15 protein-coding genes are annotated in these 14,940 nt (G+C 74.4%); 1 reads left to right on the forward strand and 14 read right to left on the reverse strand.

Annotation, left to right across the window (positions count from 1 at the left end):
• Positions 1-4 precede the first annotated feature (4 nt).
• From B9L22_RS17750 to rpsP, 7 genes are all read right to left on the reverse strand, one after another.
• The gene (locus B9L22_RS17750) at positions 5-835 is read right to left on the reverse strand and encodes a ribonuclease HII (protein WP_369824864.1); all 831 of its coding nucleotides are present in this window, start codon (positions 833-835) and stop codon (positions 5-7) included.
• Positions 832-1,647, reverse strand: coding sequence for a signal peptidase I (lepB, locus tag B9L22_RS17755; protein WP_233140221.1), 816 nt, complete (start codon positions 1,645-1,647; stop codon positions 832-834). The genes B9L22_RS17750 and lepB overlap by 4 nt, the downstream gene beginning before the upstream one ends.
• A gap of 142 nt (positions 1,648-1,789) precedes the next feature.
• Positions 1,790-2,149: a 50S ribosomal protein L19 gene (gene rplS, locus B9L22_RS17760; RefSeq protein ID WP_021483307.1), complete on the reverse strand. Its 360-nt coding sequence runs from the start codon at positions 2,147-2,149 to the stop codon at positions 1,790-1,792.
• 273 nt (positions 2,150-2,422) lie between these two features.
• Positions 2,423-3,241 carry a tRNA (guanosine(37)-N1)-methyltransferase TrmD gene (gene trmD / locus B9L22_RS17765; RefSeq protein WP_086151344.1) on the reverse strand — a complete coding sequence of 273 codons (819 nt, stop codon included), beginning with the start codon at positions 3,239-3,241 and terminating at the stop codon, positions 2,423-2,425.
• A gap of 1 nt (position 3,242) precedes the next feature.
• Positions 3,243-3,833, reverse strand: a complete 591-nt coding sequence (gene rimM, locus B9L22_RS17770; protein WP_086151345.1) for a ribosome maturation factor RimM — start codon at positions 3,831-3,833, stop codon at positions 3,243-3,245.
• A 136-nt stretch (positions 3,834-3,969) separates the two neighbouring features.
• Positions 3,970-4,209, reverse strand: a complete 240-nt coding sequence (locus B9L22_RS17775; protein WP_021482889.1) for an RNA-binding protein — start codon at positions 4,207-4,209, stop codon at positions 3,970-3,972.
• Entirely contained in the window at positions 4,209-4,646 is a 438-nt protein-coding gene (rpsP, locus tag B9L22_RS17780; protein WP_021482888.1) for a 30S ribosomal protein S16, read from the reverse strand. The genes B9L22_RS17775 and rpsP overlap by 1 nt, the downstream gene beginning before the upstream one ends.
• Positions 4,647-4,904: 258 nt before the next feature.
• On the opposite strand from rpsP, the gene B9L22_RS17785 reads away from it, so the two are divergent.
• Positions 4,905-6,458 carry an insulinase family protein gene (locus tag B9L22_RS17785; RefSeq protein ID WP_086151346.1) on the forward strand — a complete coding sequence of 518 codons (1,554 nt, stop codon included), beginning with the start codon at positions 4,905-4,907 and terminating at the stop codon, positions 6,456-6,458.
• A 15-nt stretch (positions 6,459-6,473) separates the two neighbouring features.
• Here the strand turns inward: B9L22_RS17785 and B9L22_RS17790 are convergent, their stop codons facing one another.
• From B9L22_RS17790 to B9L22_RS17820, 7 genes are all read right to left on the reverse strand, one after another.
• Entirely contained in the window at positions 6,474-7,595 is a 1,122-nt protein-coding gene (locus B9L22_RS17790) for an amidohydrolase family protein (protein WP_061268926.1), read from the reverse strand.
• A 149-nt stretch (positions 7,596-7,744) separates the two neighbouring features.
• Positions 7,745-9,358, reverse strand: coding sequence for a signal recognition particle protein (gene ffh / locus B9L22_RS17795; protein WP_034652454.1), 1,614 nt, complete (start codon positions 9,356-9,358; stop codon positions 7,745-7,747).
• Positions 9,359-9,469: 111 nt separating this feature from the next.
• A complete protein-coding gene (locus B9L22_RS17800; protein ID WP_086151347.1) occupies positions 9,470-11,317 on the reverse strand; it encodes a [protein-PII] uridylyltransferase in 1,848 nt (615 codons plus the stop codon).
• A 16-nt stretch (positions 11,318-11,333) separates the two neighbouring features.
• A complete protein-coding gene (locus tag B9L22_RS17805) occupies positions 11,334-11,672 on the reverse strand; it encodes a P-II family nitrogen regulator (RefSeq protein ID WP_021483028.1) in 339 nt (112 codons plus the stop codon).
• Complete coding sequence (locus B9L22_RS17810) at positions 11,669-12,982, reverse strand: ammonium transporter (RefSeq protein ID WP_021483029.1); 1,314 nt, start codon at positions 12,980-12,982, stop codon at positions 11,669-11,671. Before B9L22_RS17810 ends, B9L22_RS17805 begins: the two co-directional genes overlap by 4 nt.
• A gap of 283 nt (positions 12,983-13,265) precedes the next feature.
• Positions 13,266-14,447, reverse strand: a complete 1,182-nt coding sequence (ftsY, locus tag B9L22_RS17815) for a signal recognition particle-docking protein FtsY (RefSeq protein ID WP_086151348.1) — start codon at positions 14,445-14,447, stop codon at positions 13,266-13,268.
• A 29-nt stretch (positions 14,448-14,476) separates the two neighbouring features.
• A complete protein-coding gene (locus tag B9L22_RS17820; RefSeq protein WP_055725692.1) occupies positions 14,477-14,860 on the reverse strand; it encodes a hypothetical protein in 384 nt (127 codons plus the stop codon).
• Positions 14,861-14,940: the final 80 nt, after the last annotated feature.

The following is a 14,940-nucleotide window of genomic DNA, read 5'->3' on the forward strand; positions in this document are numbered from 1 at the left end:
CCGGTCAGCTCGTCGGCAGCCCGGCCTCGGGGTCGAGCTCGAGCGCGTCGACCGGGTCGCCGTACGCCGGGGCGCCGATGCCCTCGTCACCGCGCTCGGGCAGGCGCCAGGACCGCCGGTGCTGCGGCGTCGGGCCGTGCTCGCGCAGGGCCTCGACGTGAGCCGCCGCCCCGTAGCCCTTGTTCTGGTCCCACCCGAAGGCCGGGTACTGGCGCGCCAGGCTCGTCATGAGGCCGTCGCGCTCCGTCTTCGCGAGCACGCTCGCGGCGGCGACCGACGCGCACTGCAGGTCCGCCTTGACGAGCGTGCGCACGCGCGGGTCGACGAGCCGGACGTCGTCGTGCGGGTCGAGGTCGAACGCCTCGAAGAGGTCCACCGCAGAGGGGCGGCTCAGCCAGTCGTGCTTGCCGTCGAGCAGGACCGCGTCGACGTCGCCGACCGTCCGGCGCACCTGGGCGAGCGCACGGCGGCCCGCGAGCCGCAGCGCGCCCACGATCCCGTGCGCGTCGATCTCGGCCGGACCCGCGTGGCCCACCGCCCACGCGACGCACCACGAGCGCGCGAGGGGCACGAGCGCCTCGCGCGCGGCCGCGGTGAGGAGCTTCGAGTCCGTGAGCCCTGGCGGGCACGGCTTCGTCGCGAGGTCGACGACCACGACCCCGACCGACACCGGCCCGGCGAGCGCGCCGCGACCGACCTCGTCCATCCCGGCGACGAGCCGCGCGCCGTCGCGCAGCATGGCGCGCTCCTGGCGCAGGTCCGGCCGACGACGCGCGGGTGCCCGGCGCGCCGGTGCCCGCGCGGGCTCCGGACGCGCGACGGCGTCGAGCGTCACGGCTCCACCTCGGGGACGTCGGCGAACACGTCGCCGGGGTTGCGCAGCAGACCGACGTGCGACAGCGGCCACACCTTGACGAACGCCGTGCCCACGACGTTGCTCATTGGCACGAACCCGCCTCCGGGCTTGCCCTGGTTGTAACGAGAGTCCGCGGAGTTCTGCCGGTTGTCGCCCATGACGAACAGCATGTCGGCGGGGACCGTGCGGTCGAACGCGTCCTGGCTGGGGATCGACCCCGGCTTGATGTACGTCTCGTCGATCGGCACGTCGTTGACGCTCACGCGGCCCTCCGCGTCGCAGCACACGACGTGGTCGCCCGGCACGCCGATGACGCGCTTGATGAGGTGCTCCCCCGTGTCCTGCGGCAGGAGGCCGACGAACGTCAGCGCCGCACGGACGGCCTCGGACACCGGGCTCTCGTCCTGGGGCTCCTGCGGCGGCAGCCAGCCGCCCGGGTCCTTGAACACGACGATGTCGCCCCGGTGCACGTCGAACGCGCCGGGCACGAGACGGGACACCATCACGCGGTCGCCCTCGACGAGCGTGTCCTCCATCGAGGCGCTCGGGATGAAGAACGCCTGGACGAGGAACGTCTTGATGAGCAGGGACAGCACGAGCGCGCTGACCACGATGATCGCGGTCTCACGCAGCAGCGACGACCTGCGCGGGCGCTCGCGCGGGGCGACCTCGTCCCCTTCGGCCGCGAGGTGCTGGCCGTGCGGGGAGCGCCCGTCGTCCTCGGGGCCGAGCGCCGCGCGCTCGGTGCCGGCGTCGGGCTGCGGGCCGCGGGGCGGGGCGCTGTCGGTCACGCGTTCACAATGCCACCTCGGGGGGCGATCCGGGAAACGGAACCGGCCCGCGGACGACGGCCCTGGGTACGCCGACGGCGGCCGCCCCGGGAGGGACGGCCGCCGTCGGAACGAGCGGAGCGGCGGTGTCGCCGACAGCCGATCAGCGGTTGGGCGCGGTCTCGCGCTTCTCCTTGATCTTCGCCTTCTTGCCGCGCAGCGCGCGCAGGTAGTACAGCTTGGCGCGACGCACGTCACCGCGCGTCACGACCTCGACGGACTCGATGGACGGCGAGTGCACGGGGAACGTGCGCTCGACACCCACGCCGAAGCTGATCTTGCGGACCGTGAACGTCTCGCGGACGCCGCTGCCCTGACGGGCGATGACGACACCCTGGAACGCCTGGACGCGGGAGCGGGTGCCCTCGACGACCTTGACGTTGACCTTGAGCGTGTCACCGGGGCGGAACTCCGGGACGTCGCTGCGCAGCGATGCTGCGTCGACGCTGTCCAGCGTGTGCATGGTGCTTCTCCTCGCCCGCCACAGGTCGGACGCGTGCTCGTGGCCCGGGCAGACCGGGCCGTCGTCGTATCGGTGGGGTGTGCCGTGCTGCGCGTGGACGGTCGTCGACCTCGCGGTCGTCGGGTCCGTCGTGCCAGTCCGCCCGAGGATCGGGCGCGGGCTCCCCTGTGGCAGAGGTCCGGGGCGGCACACACCGATCGACCATTCTGCCACACGCGTCGGCCCGGGCGGCAGTCCTCGCGGGCCACGGGCGCACGCCGGGACGGTCCCCGCTCAGCCGTCGGCAGGAGCGGTGCGCTCCAGGTGACCGTCGACGACGCCCCAGCCGACCCCCGCGAGGACCTCCAGGTCGTGCCGGTCGAGCGCTGCGACGTCGAGCGCACGCACCATGTCCGGGCGGCGGCGGGCGGTTCGACGCAGGGCCTGGTCCCGGCGCCAGCGCCGGATCCGGGCGTGGTGCCCGGACAGCAGGACGTCGGGCACCTCGAGGTCGTCCCACACGGGCGGCTTCGTGTAGACCGGGTACTCCAGGAGTCCCGCGGCCCCGTGCGACTCCTCGACGAGCGACTCCGGGTTGCCCACGACGCCCGGCAGCAGCCGCCCGACGGCCTCGATCATCACGAGCGCCGCGACCTCGCCGCCGTTGAGCACGTAGTCGCCGATCGAGAGCTCGCTGACGCGCATCCCGGCGGCACGGTAGTGCTCCGCCACGCGCGCGTCGATGCCCTCGTAGCGTCCGCAGGCGACGACGAGGTGCTCCTCCGTCGCGAGCTCCTCGGCGGTGCGCTGGGTGAAGGTCGCGCCCGACGGCGTCGGCACGACCAGGTGCACCGCGCTCGCCTCTCCCGCGACCGTGTCGGTCGACAGGCCGGACACGTCGTCGATCGCCCGCCCCCAGACGTCGGGGCGCATGACCATGCCCGCGCCGCCGCCGAACGGCGTGTCGTCGACCGTGCGGTGCCGGTCCGTCGTCCAGTCGCGCAGGTCGTGGACGCGCAGGTCGAGGATCCCGGCCGTGCGGGCCTTGCCGACGAGCGACAGGTCCAGCGCGGCGAGGTAGTCGGGGAAGATCGTGACGACGTCGATCCGCACGTCAGGCCTCGCCGTCGGCGGAGGCGTCCTGCGGCCCGGGCTCGCCCGCCGCGTCGCCGGCGCTCGGCGCCGCGACCTCCAGGTGCTCCGCGTCCGACGCGAGCAGGCCGCCCGGCGGGTCGAGCACGACCCGGCCGCCGGCCACGTCGACGACGGGCACGATCTGCCGGACGAAGGGCACGAGCGTGCGGGCGCCGTCCGGCTCGCGCAGCACGAGCACGTCGTGCGCGGGCAGGTGCTCGAGGCCCTCGACGCGGCCCAGCACGCGGCCGTCCGTCCCCTCGGCGCGCAGCCCGGCGAGCTCGTGCGGGTACCACGCGTCCTCCTCGTCGGACGCCTCGGCCTCGACGACGAGCTCGACGCCGCGCAGCGCCTCGGCGCCCGTGCGGTCGCGCACGCCCTCGAACCCGACGAGCCAGCGGCCCTGGTGGACGCGCACGGTGGCGACGGTCAGGGGGCCGGCGTCGGCGGGCCGCGTCTCCAGACGCTCGCCCACCGCGAGGCGCTCCTCGGGGTCGTCGGTGCGCAGGTCGAGGGCTACCTCGCCCCGCAGCCCGTGCGCCTTGCCGACGCGCGCGACGGTCAGCTCCATCGTCGTGACTCCTCGTGTGGTGCTGGATGGGACGGTGCGCGCCGGTCCTCCGGCGGCGGACGCAGGAAGGCCCGGCCCGCCGGTGGCGGGCCGGGCCTTGCCCGTCGCCCCTCGCGGGGCGTCGTCGGTGCGGGCCTCAGCGGCGGTCGACGTCCACGACGTCGACACGGACCGGCCCGTCGGTCGCGAGCGCGCCGACGACCGTGCGCAGGGCACGGGCGGTGCGCCCGCCGCGACCGATGACGCGGCCGAGGTCCTCCGGGTGCACCCGGACCTCGAGCAGGTCACCGCGACGCAGCGTCTTCGTGGCCACGCGGACATCGTCCGGGTTGTCCACGATGCCGCGCACGAGGTGCTCGAGGGCCTCGGCGATCATCAGGCCTGCTCGTCGGCAGCGGCCTCGTCGGCCGCGTCGGCGGTCTCCTCGGCCGGAGCCTCGGTCTTCTTCTCGGCAGCCTTGGCCTTGACCTTCTCGGCGTCCGCGGCGGCGGCCTCGATGGCGGCGGTCGGGTCGACCTTCTCGCCCTTGACCTTGAGCGTGCCCTCGGCGCCGGGCAGGCCCTTGAACTTCTGCCAGTCGCCGGTGACCTTGAGGAGCGCGAGCACCTGCTCCGTCGGCTGCGCGCCGACGCCGAGCCAGTACTGGGCGCGGTCCGAGGTGATCTCGATGAACGAGGGCTCCTCGGTGGGGTGGTACTTGCCGATCTCCTCGATCACACGACCGTCGCGCTTGGTGCGCGAGTCGGCGACGACGACACGGTAGTACGGCGCACGGATCTTGCCGAGACGCTTCAGACGAATCTTGACGGCCACAGTGGTGGTCTCTCCTGGTTCTGTTTCGGGCGAACCCGCGATCGTCCCGTGGGGACAGGACGAGGAAGGGGTTCAGGACACGGCACGCGCCGGAGAGAGGGGCCGGGGCACGCCGAGTACCGGGACATTGTGCCAGACCCTCCGGGCGCTGACCAACCTCGCCCGCTCCCGCACGTCCGACCACGGTGTAGAGTCCCGCCTCACGTGGCCACCGCCGCGGGGCGCCGGGGCCGGTCCCGGACCGTCAGAAGGAACCGCATGGCCGAGCCCCACGGCGCATCGCAGCGCGCCCACCACCGTACCGTCGTCGACGGTGTCCCCGTCCTCTGGGCAGACCTCGCCACGGACCCGACCGTGACGCTCTTCTTCGGGGTCGGTCTCCAGGACATGGACCCCCGGACGGTGGGCATCACCCACCTCGTGGAGCACCTCGTCATGCGCCGCGTGGGTCGCGTCGACATCCCCCACAACGCGGAGTCGACCCTGCGTTCCACCTCGTTCTACGCGACCGGCCGGCCGGTCCAGCTCGTCGACTTCGTCGACCGCGTGTGCCGCGCGGTCCGAGAGCTCAGCACGGTGACGCCGGAGGAGGTCGACCTCGAACGGCGGACCGTGCTCGCCGAGGTCGGGCGCGAGAGCCTGTACGCGGCGCACGACGCGTTCACGGTCCGCTACGGACCCTCCGGCACCGGGGTCGCCGCGCTCTCGCACACGCGGCTCATGGACTGGACGATCGACGAGGTGCGGGAGGCCGCCGCCCGGTGGTTCCACCGGGACAACGCCGTGCTCGTGAGCACCGCCCCCCTGCCGGCGGGCCTGCGCCTGGACCTTCCCTCGGGGCCGCCGGTCACCCGGCTCCCGCACCCTCCGTCGGTGCTCCCGGGCCCCTCGTGGGCCGAGCACAGCAGCGACGAGCTCGTGCTGTCCGGCGAGTGCTCGACGGAGCACGACGACGCCACCCGCATCCTCGCGACCGCCGTGCTCACCGAGGCCCTCAACGCGACGCTGCGGACGGCTCAGGGAGACGTCTACACGGTCCAGTCGATGGCGGTCCAGGTCGACGACGCGCGCGAGGTCCTGACGGTCGCGGCCGACCCCGGGCCCGAGCGGGTGTGCGACGTCCTCGTGACCGCCCTGGACGTCCTCGAACGTCTCGCCGTCTCCGGGCCGGGTCCCGACGAGCTGGAGCGTGCCCGGGCGGTGCTCGCGAACGAGCTCGACCTCGTGGCCTCCCACGCCTGGTGGCTCGACCTCGCGGCGTCCTACGAGCTGCGCGGATTCACGACCTCCTCGCCCGGCGAGGTGAGCGCACGGCTGCTCGAGGTGTCCGGCCAGGCCGTCGCCGCCGTGCTCACGGAGCTCCGCAGCACGCTCCTCGTCTGCTTCCCCGCGGGGCACGTCCCGCACGACGAGGCGCTGGCACGGCTGGTGAAGGACCGCCTCGCCCCGGTGTCGCTCCTCGACGACACGTCCCCCGTCCCGCGCCGCGGGGGCTCCCGCCACAAGGCACGGTTCTTCTCGCCCGCCCGGGGATCCAGCGTCCGGCTCCTCGAGGACCGGTTCGTCCTGACCGACCCCGGTGCGACGTACACGATCCGCCACCAGGACGTCCTCCTCGCCGGGGTCGACGAGGACGGCGACGTCGAGCTGGTCACGGCACGCGGCGCCAGCGTCGTCCTCGTGCCGGCCCTCTTCCGGAACCTCGCCGCCCCGCTCGCCCGCACGGTCGACCGGCTCGCGCCCACGGTGCGCTACGTCAAGTCCACCGCCGCGGGGACGACGGCCGACCCGGCACCGGTCCCCACCCGCTGACCTCTCGCCGGGCGGTCAGCCCGCAGGGGCCACGATCTCGCCGCGCAGCACGACGGCGGTCGGGGCGCGCAGGACGCCGACGTCCTGGCGCGGGTCCTGCGGGTAGACGACGAAGTCGGCCGACGCGCCCTCGACGAGCGACGTGTAGCCGAGGTACTCGCGGCCCTGCCAGCTCGCGGCCGCGACGACGGCGGCGTCGGGGATGCCCGCGGCGACGAGCTCGGCGCACTCGTCGGCGAGGCGGCCGTGCCCGATCGTCCCGCCCGCGTCGGTGCCGACGAGGATCTGGATGCCGGACTCGTACAGCGCCCGGGCCTGCTCGTACCGGCGCTCGTGCAGGCGCCGCATGCGCGCCGCGAACACCGGGTACCGGGCGTCCGCCTGGCGCGCGATGTTCTCGAACTGCCCGATCTGCAGCAGCGTCGGGGTGACCGCGACGCCCCGCTCGGAGATCTCGTACATGAGGTCGGGGTGGATCCCCGTCCCGTGCTCGATGCCGTCGACGCCCGCGGCGAGCAGCGACGGGATCACCTCGTCGGAGAACGCGTGAACGGTCACACGGGCGGCCTCGGCGTGCGCGGCCGCGACCGCCTCGGCGAGGACGTCGTCGGGCCACAGCGGCCGCAGGTCGCCCTGGGCACCGAGGTCGCGGTCGATCCAGTCCCCCACGATCTTGACCCACCCGTCGCCCTGGCGCGCCTCGCGGCGCACGGCCTCGGGGAGCTGGGCGACGTCGTCGAGCTCGAGCCCGTAGTGGCGCAGGTAGCGCTTGGGCCGGGCGAGGTGGCGCCCCGCCCGCACGAGGCGCGGCAGGTCGCGACGCCCGTGCACCCACCGGGTGTCGAGCGGCGAGCCGGCGTCGCGCACCAGGAGCACCCCGCTGTCCCGGTCGGTCAGCGCCTGCTCCTGTGCGGTCGTCGCGTCGACGGCGCCCTGGGCGCCCAGACCGACGTGGCAGTGCACGTCGACGAGGCCGGGCAGGGCCCAGCCCTCGAGCTCGACCATGTTGGTGCCCTGCGCCGACGGCCGGGTGAGGCTGATCCGCCCGTCCTTGACCCACAGGTCGCCCACCTCGCGGTCGTCGCCGACGATGACGTGGCCGCGGACGTGCAGCGTGGGGCCTTCCAGCGCGGACATACGGCTCCTGGGTGAGGACGGACGGGACGGGGAGACTGCCCGGTCGGGGGCGCGGTGCGGCACCGGGCGGTGCCACGGACATAACCTAGCGCCCGGGCGGCTGAGGGTCGCACCCGGGCTCGAGGACGGCCGTCCGGGACGGCCCCGGCTCAGCGGCCGCCGAGCAGCTTCTCGAAGCCGGGCGGGAGCTGGAGGTCGTCCGGCGTCGGGGTGGACGGCGCGTCCGTGCCCCCCACGCCGAACGCGGAGCCCGACGGCGCCGCGGGACCGGTGAGCTCCCCCGCCGCGCGCGCGGCGGCCGCGCGCTCCTGCGCGGCTCGCTTCGCCGGGTTGCCCGACTTGCCCTTGACCTTGCGCTGCGGCGCCTGGCGGCCCCGCGCCTTCTTGCCGCCCATGCCCGGGAGGCTGCCCATGCCCGGCATCCCCGGCATCCCGCCGCCGCGGCTCATCTGCCGCATCATCTTCTGGGCGCCCGCGAAGCGCTCGAGGAGCTGGTTCACGTCGCTCGTCGTCACGCCGGAGCCGCGGGCGATGCGCGCGCGTCGCGAGCCGTTGATGATCTTCGGGTTGTCCCGCTCCGCGGGGGTCATCGACCGGATGATGGCCTCGATGCGGTCGACCTCGCGCTCGTCGAAGTTCTCGATCGCCTCGCGCATCTGGCCCATGCCCGGCAGCATGCCGAGCATCTTCTTCATCGAGCCCATGTTCTTCATCTGCTGCATCTGCACCAGGAAGTCCGCGAGCGTGAAGTCCTGCCCCGTGGCGACCTTCTCGGCCATCTTCGCGGCCTGCTCGGCGTCGAACGCCTTCTCGGCCTGCTCGATGAGCGTGAGGACGTCACCCATGTCGAGGATGCGCGACGCCATGCGGTCCGGGTGGAACGCCTCGAAGTCGGTGAGCTTCTCGCCCGTGGACGCGAAGAGGATCGGGCGACCGGTGACCCCGCGGACGGACAGCGCGGCACCGCCGCGCGCGTCGCCGTCGAGCTTGGTGAGCACGACGCCCGTGAAGTCGACGCCCTCCTCGAAGGCCTTCGCGGTCGCGACGGCGTCCTGACCGATCATCGCGTCGATGACGAACAGGACCTCGTCGGGCTGCACGGCGTCGCGGATGTCCGAAGCCTGCTGCATGAGGACCGCGTCCAGGCCGAGGCGGCCCGCGGTGTCGACGATGACGACGTCGTGCTGGCGCTGCCGCGCCGTCTCGACGCCCTCGCGCGCGACGGCGACCGGGTCGCCGATCACGTCGTCGACCTCGACGCCGCTCTGGTTGCCGGGGTGCGGCGCGAACACGGGGACGCCGGCGCGCTCGGCGACGACCGAGAGCTGGGTGACGGCGTTCGGGCGCTGGAGGTCGGCGGCGACGAGGAGCGGGGTGTGCCCCTGCTCGCGCAGGTGCAGGGCGAGCTTGCCCGCGAGCGTCGTCTTGCCCGCGCCCTGGAGGCCCGCGAGCATGATGACGGTCGGGGGCGTCTTGGAGAAGCGCAGCCCGCGGCTCTCGCCGCCGAGGATGCCGACCAGCTCCTCGTTGACGATCTTGACGACCTGCTGCGCCGGGTTGAGCGCGCCCGAGACCTCGGCCGAGAGCGCGCGCTCGCGCACGGTCGCGCTGAACTCGCGCACGACGGGCACCGCGACGTCGGCGTCGAGCAGCGCGCGCCGGATCTCCCGGATCGTCGCGTCGATGTCCGCCTCGGACAGCCGGCCCTTCGCACGCAGGTTCTTGAAGGTCGAAGTCAGTCGGTCCGACAGCGTGTTGAACACCGCGTCATCCTCACCAGTCGTCGGAAGTCTCGTGCGCGTCGGCCCTCCGTCGTCCCCGCTCCCCGGCAGACGTGGAGCGGGCACGGGACGGGCCGTCCGCGAGGGTCCAGCCTACCCGGCGGCGCCCGGTCCCCCCGGCACGGCGCCCAGCGCACGGAGCGTCTCGCCCACGAGGTCGTCCACGAGGCGCGCGCGCCACGCCGTCCACGCGCTCGGGCCGAGCGACGACGCGTCCGCCTCCGTGAGCGCGCGCAGCACCACGAGCAGGTCGGCGCGGTGGTCGACGGCGTCCGCGAGCTCCGCGACCGTCGCCGGGTCGTCGGGGTCCTCGCTCACGGCGAGGCGCGAGAGGGTGAGGTGGTGGCGCACGAGGCGCTCGACGTCCGCCACGACGTCCGGCTCGAAGCCCATGCGGCCGAGGATCGCGGGCACGAGCCGCGCGCCCTCGACGGAGTGGTCGGCGGCGCCGGCCCGCTTGCCGATGTCGTGCAGGACCGCGGAGAGCAGCAGCAGGTCGCTGCGCTCGACCTCCTTGCGGGCGCGCGCGGCGCGCGCCACGACCTCGACGAGGTGCCGGTCGACGGTGTGCCGGTGCACGGCGGCGCGCTGCGGCCGGTTGCGCACGCCCGCCCACTCGGGGATCCACGTCGTGACGACGCCCGCGAGGTCGAGCGCCTCCCACACCGCGACCTGCGCCTGGCCGGACCCGAGCAGGGCGAGGAACGCGGACCGCGCGGCGCGCGGCCACGGCTCCGGCAGGGCGGGGCAGCGCGCGAGGCTGGCGACGGACACGGGCGAGAGCGTCAGGCCCGTGCGCGCCGCGGTCGCCGCGGCGCGCAGCGACAGGAGCGGGTCCGACTCCGGGTGGGCGTCCACGGCGAGCACGAGCTCGCCGTCGTGCTCGACGAGGCCGTCGCCGACCGGCCGCAGCCGCGGCGCGGCACGGCGTCCCCGCACGAGCACCGGGCGGCGGGCGACCGACGGCCGCTGGAGCGCCTGGCGGGCCCGGCGGACCGTGGTGTCGAGCGCGTAGGAGATCTCGCGGCCCGCCGCGGCGAGGCTCGCGAGCAGCTCGTCGGGGTCGTCGTACCCGGACAGCGCCGCGACCTCGTCGAGGTCGGCGAGCAGGAGGCGGCTCGTGTGCCGGCCCGTGACGACCTGGAGCGTGTCGCGGACGTCGAGCAGGTGGGCGTGCGCGCGGTCGACCGACCCGTGCGGGCGGTCGGTGAGCCACGTCGCCGCGAACGCCGAGAGCACGACCGCGTCCCGGATGCCGCCGCGCGACTCCTTGAGGTCGGGCTCGATGAGGTACGCGAGCTCGCCGGACCGCTCCGCGCGCTCGCGCGTCGAGGAGAGCAGGTCGGGCAGGCGGCGGCGCGACGCGGAGCGCCAGTCGGTGAGCACCGCGGAGGAGGCGCGGTGCACGACGAGCGCGTCCCCCGCGACCGCGCGCACGTCGAGCCACCCGACGGCGGCGGGGACGTCCTTCGACGCCACCTGGCGGCACTGCGAGAGGGACCGCACCGCGTGGTCGAGGTCGACGCCGGCGTCCCACAGCGGGTACCAGAGCCGCTCGGCGACGCGCGCGACGTCGTCGGTGGAGTGGGTGCGGCCGTCGTGGACGAGGACGAGGTCGAGGTCGCTCGCGGGGCCCATGTCGCCCCGCCCGAGGCTGCCGACCGCGGCGAGCGCGAGCCCCTCCGGCGCGACGCCGTCGGTCGCGTCGAGCCAGAGGCCCGCGAGCGAGGACGTGACGAGGTCGACGACGGCGGCGCGGCGCGCGACCCCGCTGCGACCCGGTCCGCTCATGGACCGTGCGACGTCGAGCATCCGCGCACGCAGGTCCCGCACCCCCTCGGGGTGCGGGACCTGCGTGCCGTGCTCTCCCGGCCCTGCCGGGCGCCCCGCCGATCCCCCTGCGACCCCGCCCGTGGTCGGGGTGTCGGCGTGGTGGGTCATCCGATGGTCCGTCTCCTCACAGGGCGCCCGGGCCGTGCTCGCCCGTGCGCACCCGGGCGACGTCGTCCACGGTCACCGTCCAGACCTTGCCGTCGCCGATCTTGCCGGTCTGCGCCGCCTTGACGATCACCTCGGTGACCGCGGTGGCGTCCGCGTCGTCGACGAGGACCTCGATGCGGACCTTGGGGACCAGGTCCACCGTGTACTCGGCGCCCCGGTAGACCTCGGTGTGGCCCTTCTGGCGGCCGTACCCGCTGGCCTCGCTGACCGTCATGCCCCGCACGCCCGCGGCCTCGAGCGCCGACTTCACGTCGTCGAGCCGGTGCGGCTGGATGATTCCCGTGACGAGCTTCATGCCCGCACCTCCCTGATGACGCTGCCCTGCTGGATGGACTCGTACGCCGTCTCGCCGTGGACCGCGAGGTCGATGCCGCCGACCTCCGCGTCCTCGCTCACGCGCCAGCCCATCGTGACCTTGAGGATCAGGCCGATGACCGTCGTCGTGATCGCGGTGAAGACGATCGCGACGAGCGCGATGAGCACCTGGACGACGAGCTGCTGCGCGCCGCCCCCGAAGAAGAGTCCCGTGTCGGTCGCGAGGAAGCCGATCGCGACGGTACCCCAGAGGCCGGAGACGAGGTGGACGCCGACGACGTCGAGCGAGTCGTCGTAGCCGAAGCGGTACTTCAGGCCGACCGCGAGCGCGGAGAGCGCGCCGGCGACGAGGCCCAGGACGATCGACGTGACCGGGTTGAGCGCGCCGGCCGCGGGCGTGATCGCCACGAGGCCCGCGACGACGCCGGACGCGGCACCGAGCGACGTGGCGTGACCGTCGCGGATCTTCTCCGTGACGAGCCAGCCGATGATGCCGGCCGCCGTGGCGCTCGTGGTGTTGATCCAGGCGAGGCCGGCCGTCTCGTTCGCGCCGAACGCGGAGCCCGCGTTGAAGCCGAACCAGCCGAACCACAGCAGGGCCGCGCCCAGCATGACGAACGGCAGGTTGTGCGGGCGCATCGGCTCGGTGCCGAAGCCCTTGCGCTTGCCGATGAGGAGCGCGAGCACGAGCGCCGCGACACCGGCGTTGATGTGGACGACGGTGCCGCCCGCGAAGTCGATCGGCGCGACCGTGGCGGCGCCGTCGGTCACCCCGAACACCTTCGCGGCGAGACCGTTCTCGTTGGCCGAGAGGAAGCCGCCGCCCCACACCATGTGGGCGAGCGGGAAGTACGTGACCGTGACCCAGATCGCCGTGAACGCCAGCCACGTGCCGAACTTGACGCGGTCGGCGAGCGCACCCGAGATGAGCGCGACCGTGATGATCGCGAACGTCACCTGGAACGCGATGTCGACCACGTTCGGGTAGTTGCCGAGCGTGCTCGCGACGGCGCTGCCGTCGGCGTCCGTGATCGCCCCCGAGAGACCGAACTGCGCGAACGGGTTGGCGAACAGGCCACCCGTCCCGGCCTCGCCGTAGGACATCGACCAGCCCCACAGCACGTAGACGACGCCCACGACGGCCATCGCGCCGAAGGACATCATCATCATGTTCAGCACGGACTTGGCGCGGACCATGCCGCCGTAGAAGAACGCCAGTCCGGGCGTCATCAGGAGCACGAGGGATGCTGAGGTCAGCATCCACGCGGTCGCCCCGGTGTCCCACTCCATCGGATCATCTCCCCTCGCCGGCCGGGCGGCCGGTCGGGGACTACGGTGGTGCGGGCGAGTTTCCCCGGCGGTGTCGCCGCGTTACGCCGGCGTGACAAGGGCGGCCCGGACGTAAACGTTCGGTTTCGCCGCACCGCGCGGACCCCCGGAGCCCGGCGTCGCGACCGGGGCGTGATCGCGCCGTGACACGATCGTGACCAGCCGGGCGACCCGGACCGGGCACCCGGCCGGGCACCCTGCCGGGCACTGCGGCCGGGCGTCGCGCCCGGCCGCGGCCGGCGCCTCAGGCCCCGAGGAGACCGTCGACGAACTGCTCCGGGTCGAACGGGGCGAGGTCGTCGGGCCCCTCCCCCAGGCCGACGAGCTTGACGGGCACGCCCAGCTCGCGCTGGACCGCGACCACGATGCCGCCGCGCGCGGTGCCGTCGAGCTTCGTCAGGACGATGCCCGTGACGCCCGCGACCTCGCCGAAGACGCGTGCCTGGTTGAGGCCGTTCTGCCCCGTCGTCGCGTCGAGCACGAGGAGCACCTCCGACAGCGGGGCCTCCTTGGTGATGACGCGCCGGATCTTGCCCAGCTCGTCCATGAGGCCCTGCTTGTTCTGCAGACGCCCGGCCGTGTCGACGAGCACGACGTCCGCGCCCTCGGTGCGGCCGCGGCGCACCGCGTCGAACGCGACCGCCGCCGGGTCGGCGCCGTCACGGTCGGACCGCACGGTCGGGACCCCGACGCGCGAGCCCCACGTCTCGAGCTGGTCGGCGGCCGCGGCGCGGAACGTGTCGGCCGCGCCCAGCACGACGCTGCGGTCCTCGGCGACGAGCACGCGCGCGAGCTTGCCGACGGTCGTCGTCTTGCCGGTGCCGTTCACGCCGACGACCAGCACGACGGCGGGCACCGTGGACCCGTCCTCGGCGGTGCGCGGGGACGTCGCGAGCGAGCGGTCGAGCGTCGGGTCGACGAGCGCGACGAGCTCCGTGCGCAGGAGGTCGCGCACGCTCGCGGCGTCGCGCACCCCGAGGACGCGGACCTTGGTGCGCAGCGCGTCGATGAGCTCGCCGGCCGGCCCGGCGCCGACGTCCGCGAGGAGGAGGGTCTCCTCGAGCTCGTCCCAGTCGTCCTCGGTGAGGTGGTCCCGCGAGAGGACGGACAGCAGGCGGGCGCCGAGCGGCGACCCGGAGCGCGCGAGGCGCTCGCGGAGCCGGACGAGCCGACCACCGACCGGCTCCGGGCGCTCGAGCGCGGGCGGGGCGGCGACGTCGGGCTCCGGCGGCGCCTCCACGGTCGCCGTGCCGGGCGGTGCCTCCACGGCGTCCGGCGCCGTCACGGGGGGCGCGGCAGGGGCCGTGGGCGGGGGTTCGACGAGGTCGCGGCGACCGCGGCGACGGACCGACACGGTCCCGGCGGTGACGAGGCCGACGACCAGGAGGACGCCGAGGACGATCCAGAGCGGGAGGAGGTCGTTCACCCCGGAAGTCTCTCAGACCGACGCGGTGCTCACGCCTCGGGAGGGCGCTCCCCCGGGTGCAGCGGGCGCACGCGCTCGCGCGCGCGGTGCAGGACGTCGGTGAGCTCCTCGGCGTCGACGTACGCGTTGGACGACACCTGCGTGGCCGTGAAGAAGTCGTCGATGCTCGTGTCCACCGGTCGCGGCATGCGCACGGTCGCGACGTGCTGGCCCGGGTTGTCGCCGCGGCGGCGACGCCGCCGCAGCCCCGAGCGGAAGTCGCGCCAGAAGGCGCGCATCCCCTGCTCGCCGTCCCGTCGGTCACCCGCCGCACCGGTCGACTGCGCCTCGGCGCGCGCGACGACGCTCGCGAACAGGAACACGACGGCGGCGACGCCGAGCGTGAGCCCCAGCCACACGAACATCCAGACCATGCCCCCAGTATCCGGGCGCCCGAACGCGTCGCGACCGTAGCCACGCCGGGGCTCGGCGATCAGCACCACATCTTCACAAG

Origin of the sequence: Cellulosimicrobium sp. KWT-B (genome assembly GCF_002127155.1) — a bacterium.
Classification (GTDB): Bacteria; Actinomycetota; Actinomycetes; order Actinomycetales; family Cellulomonadaceae; genus Cellulosimicrobium; species Cellulosimicrobium funkei.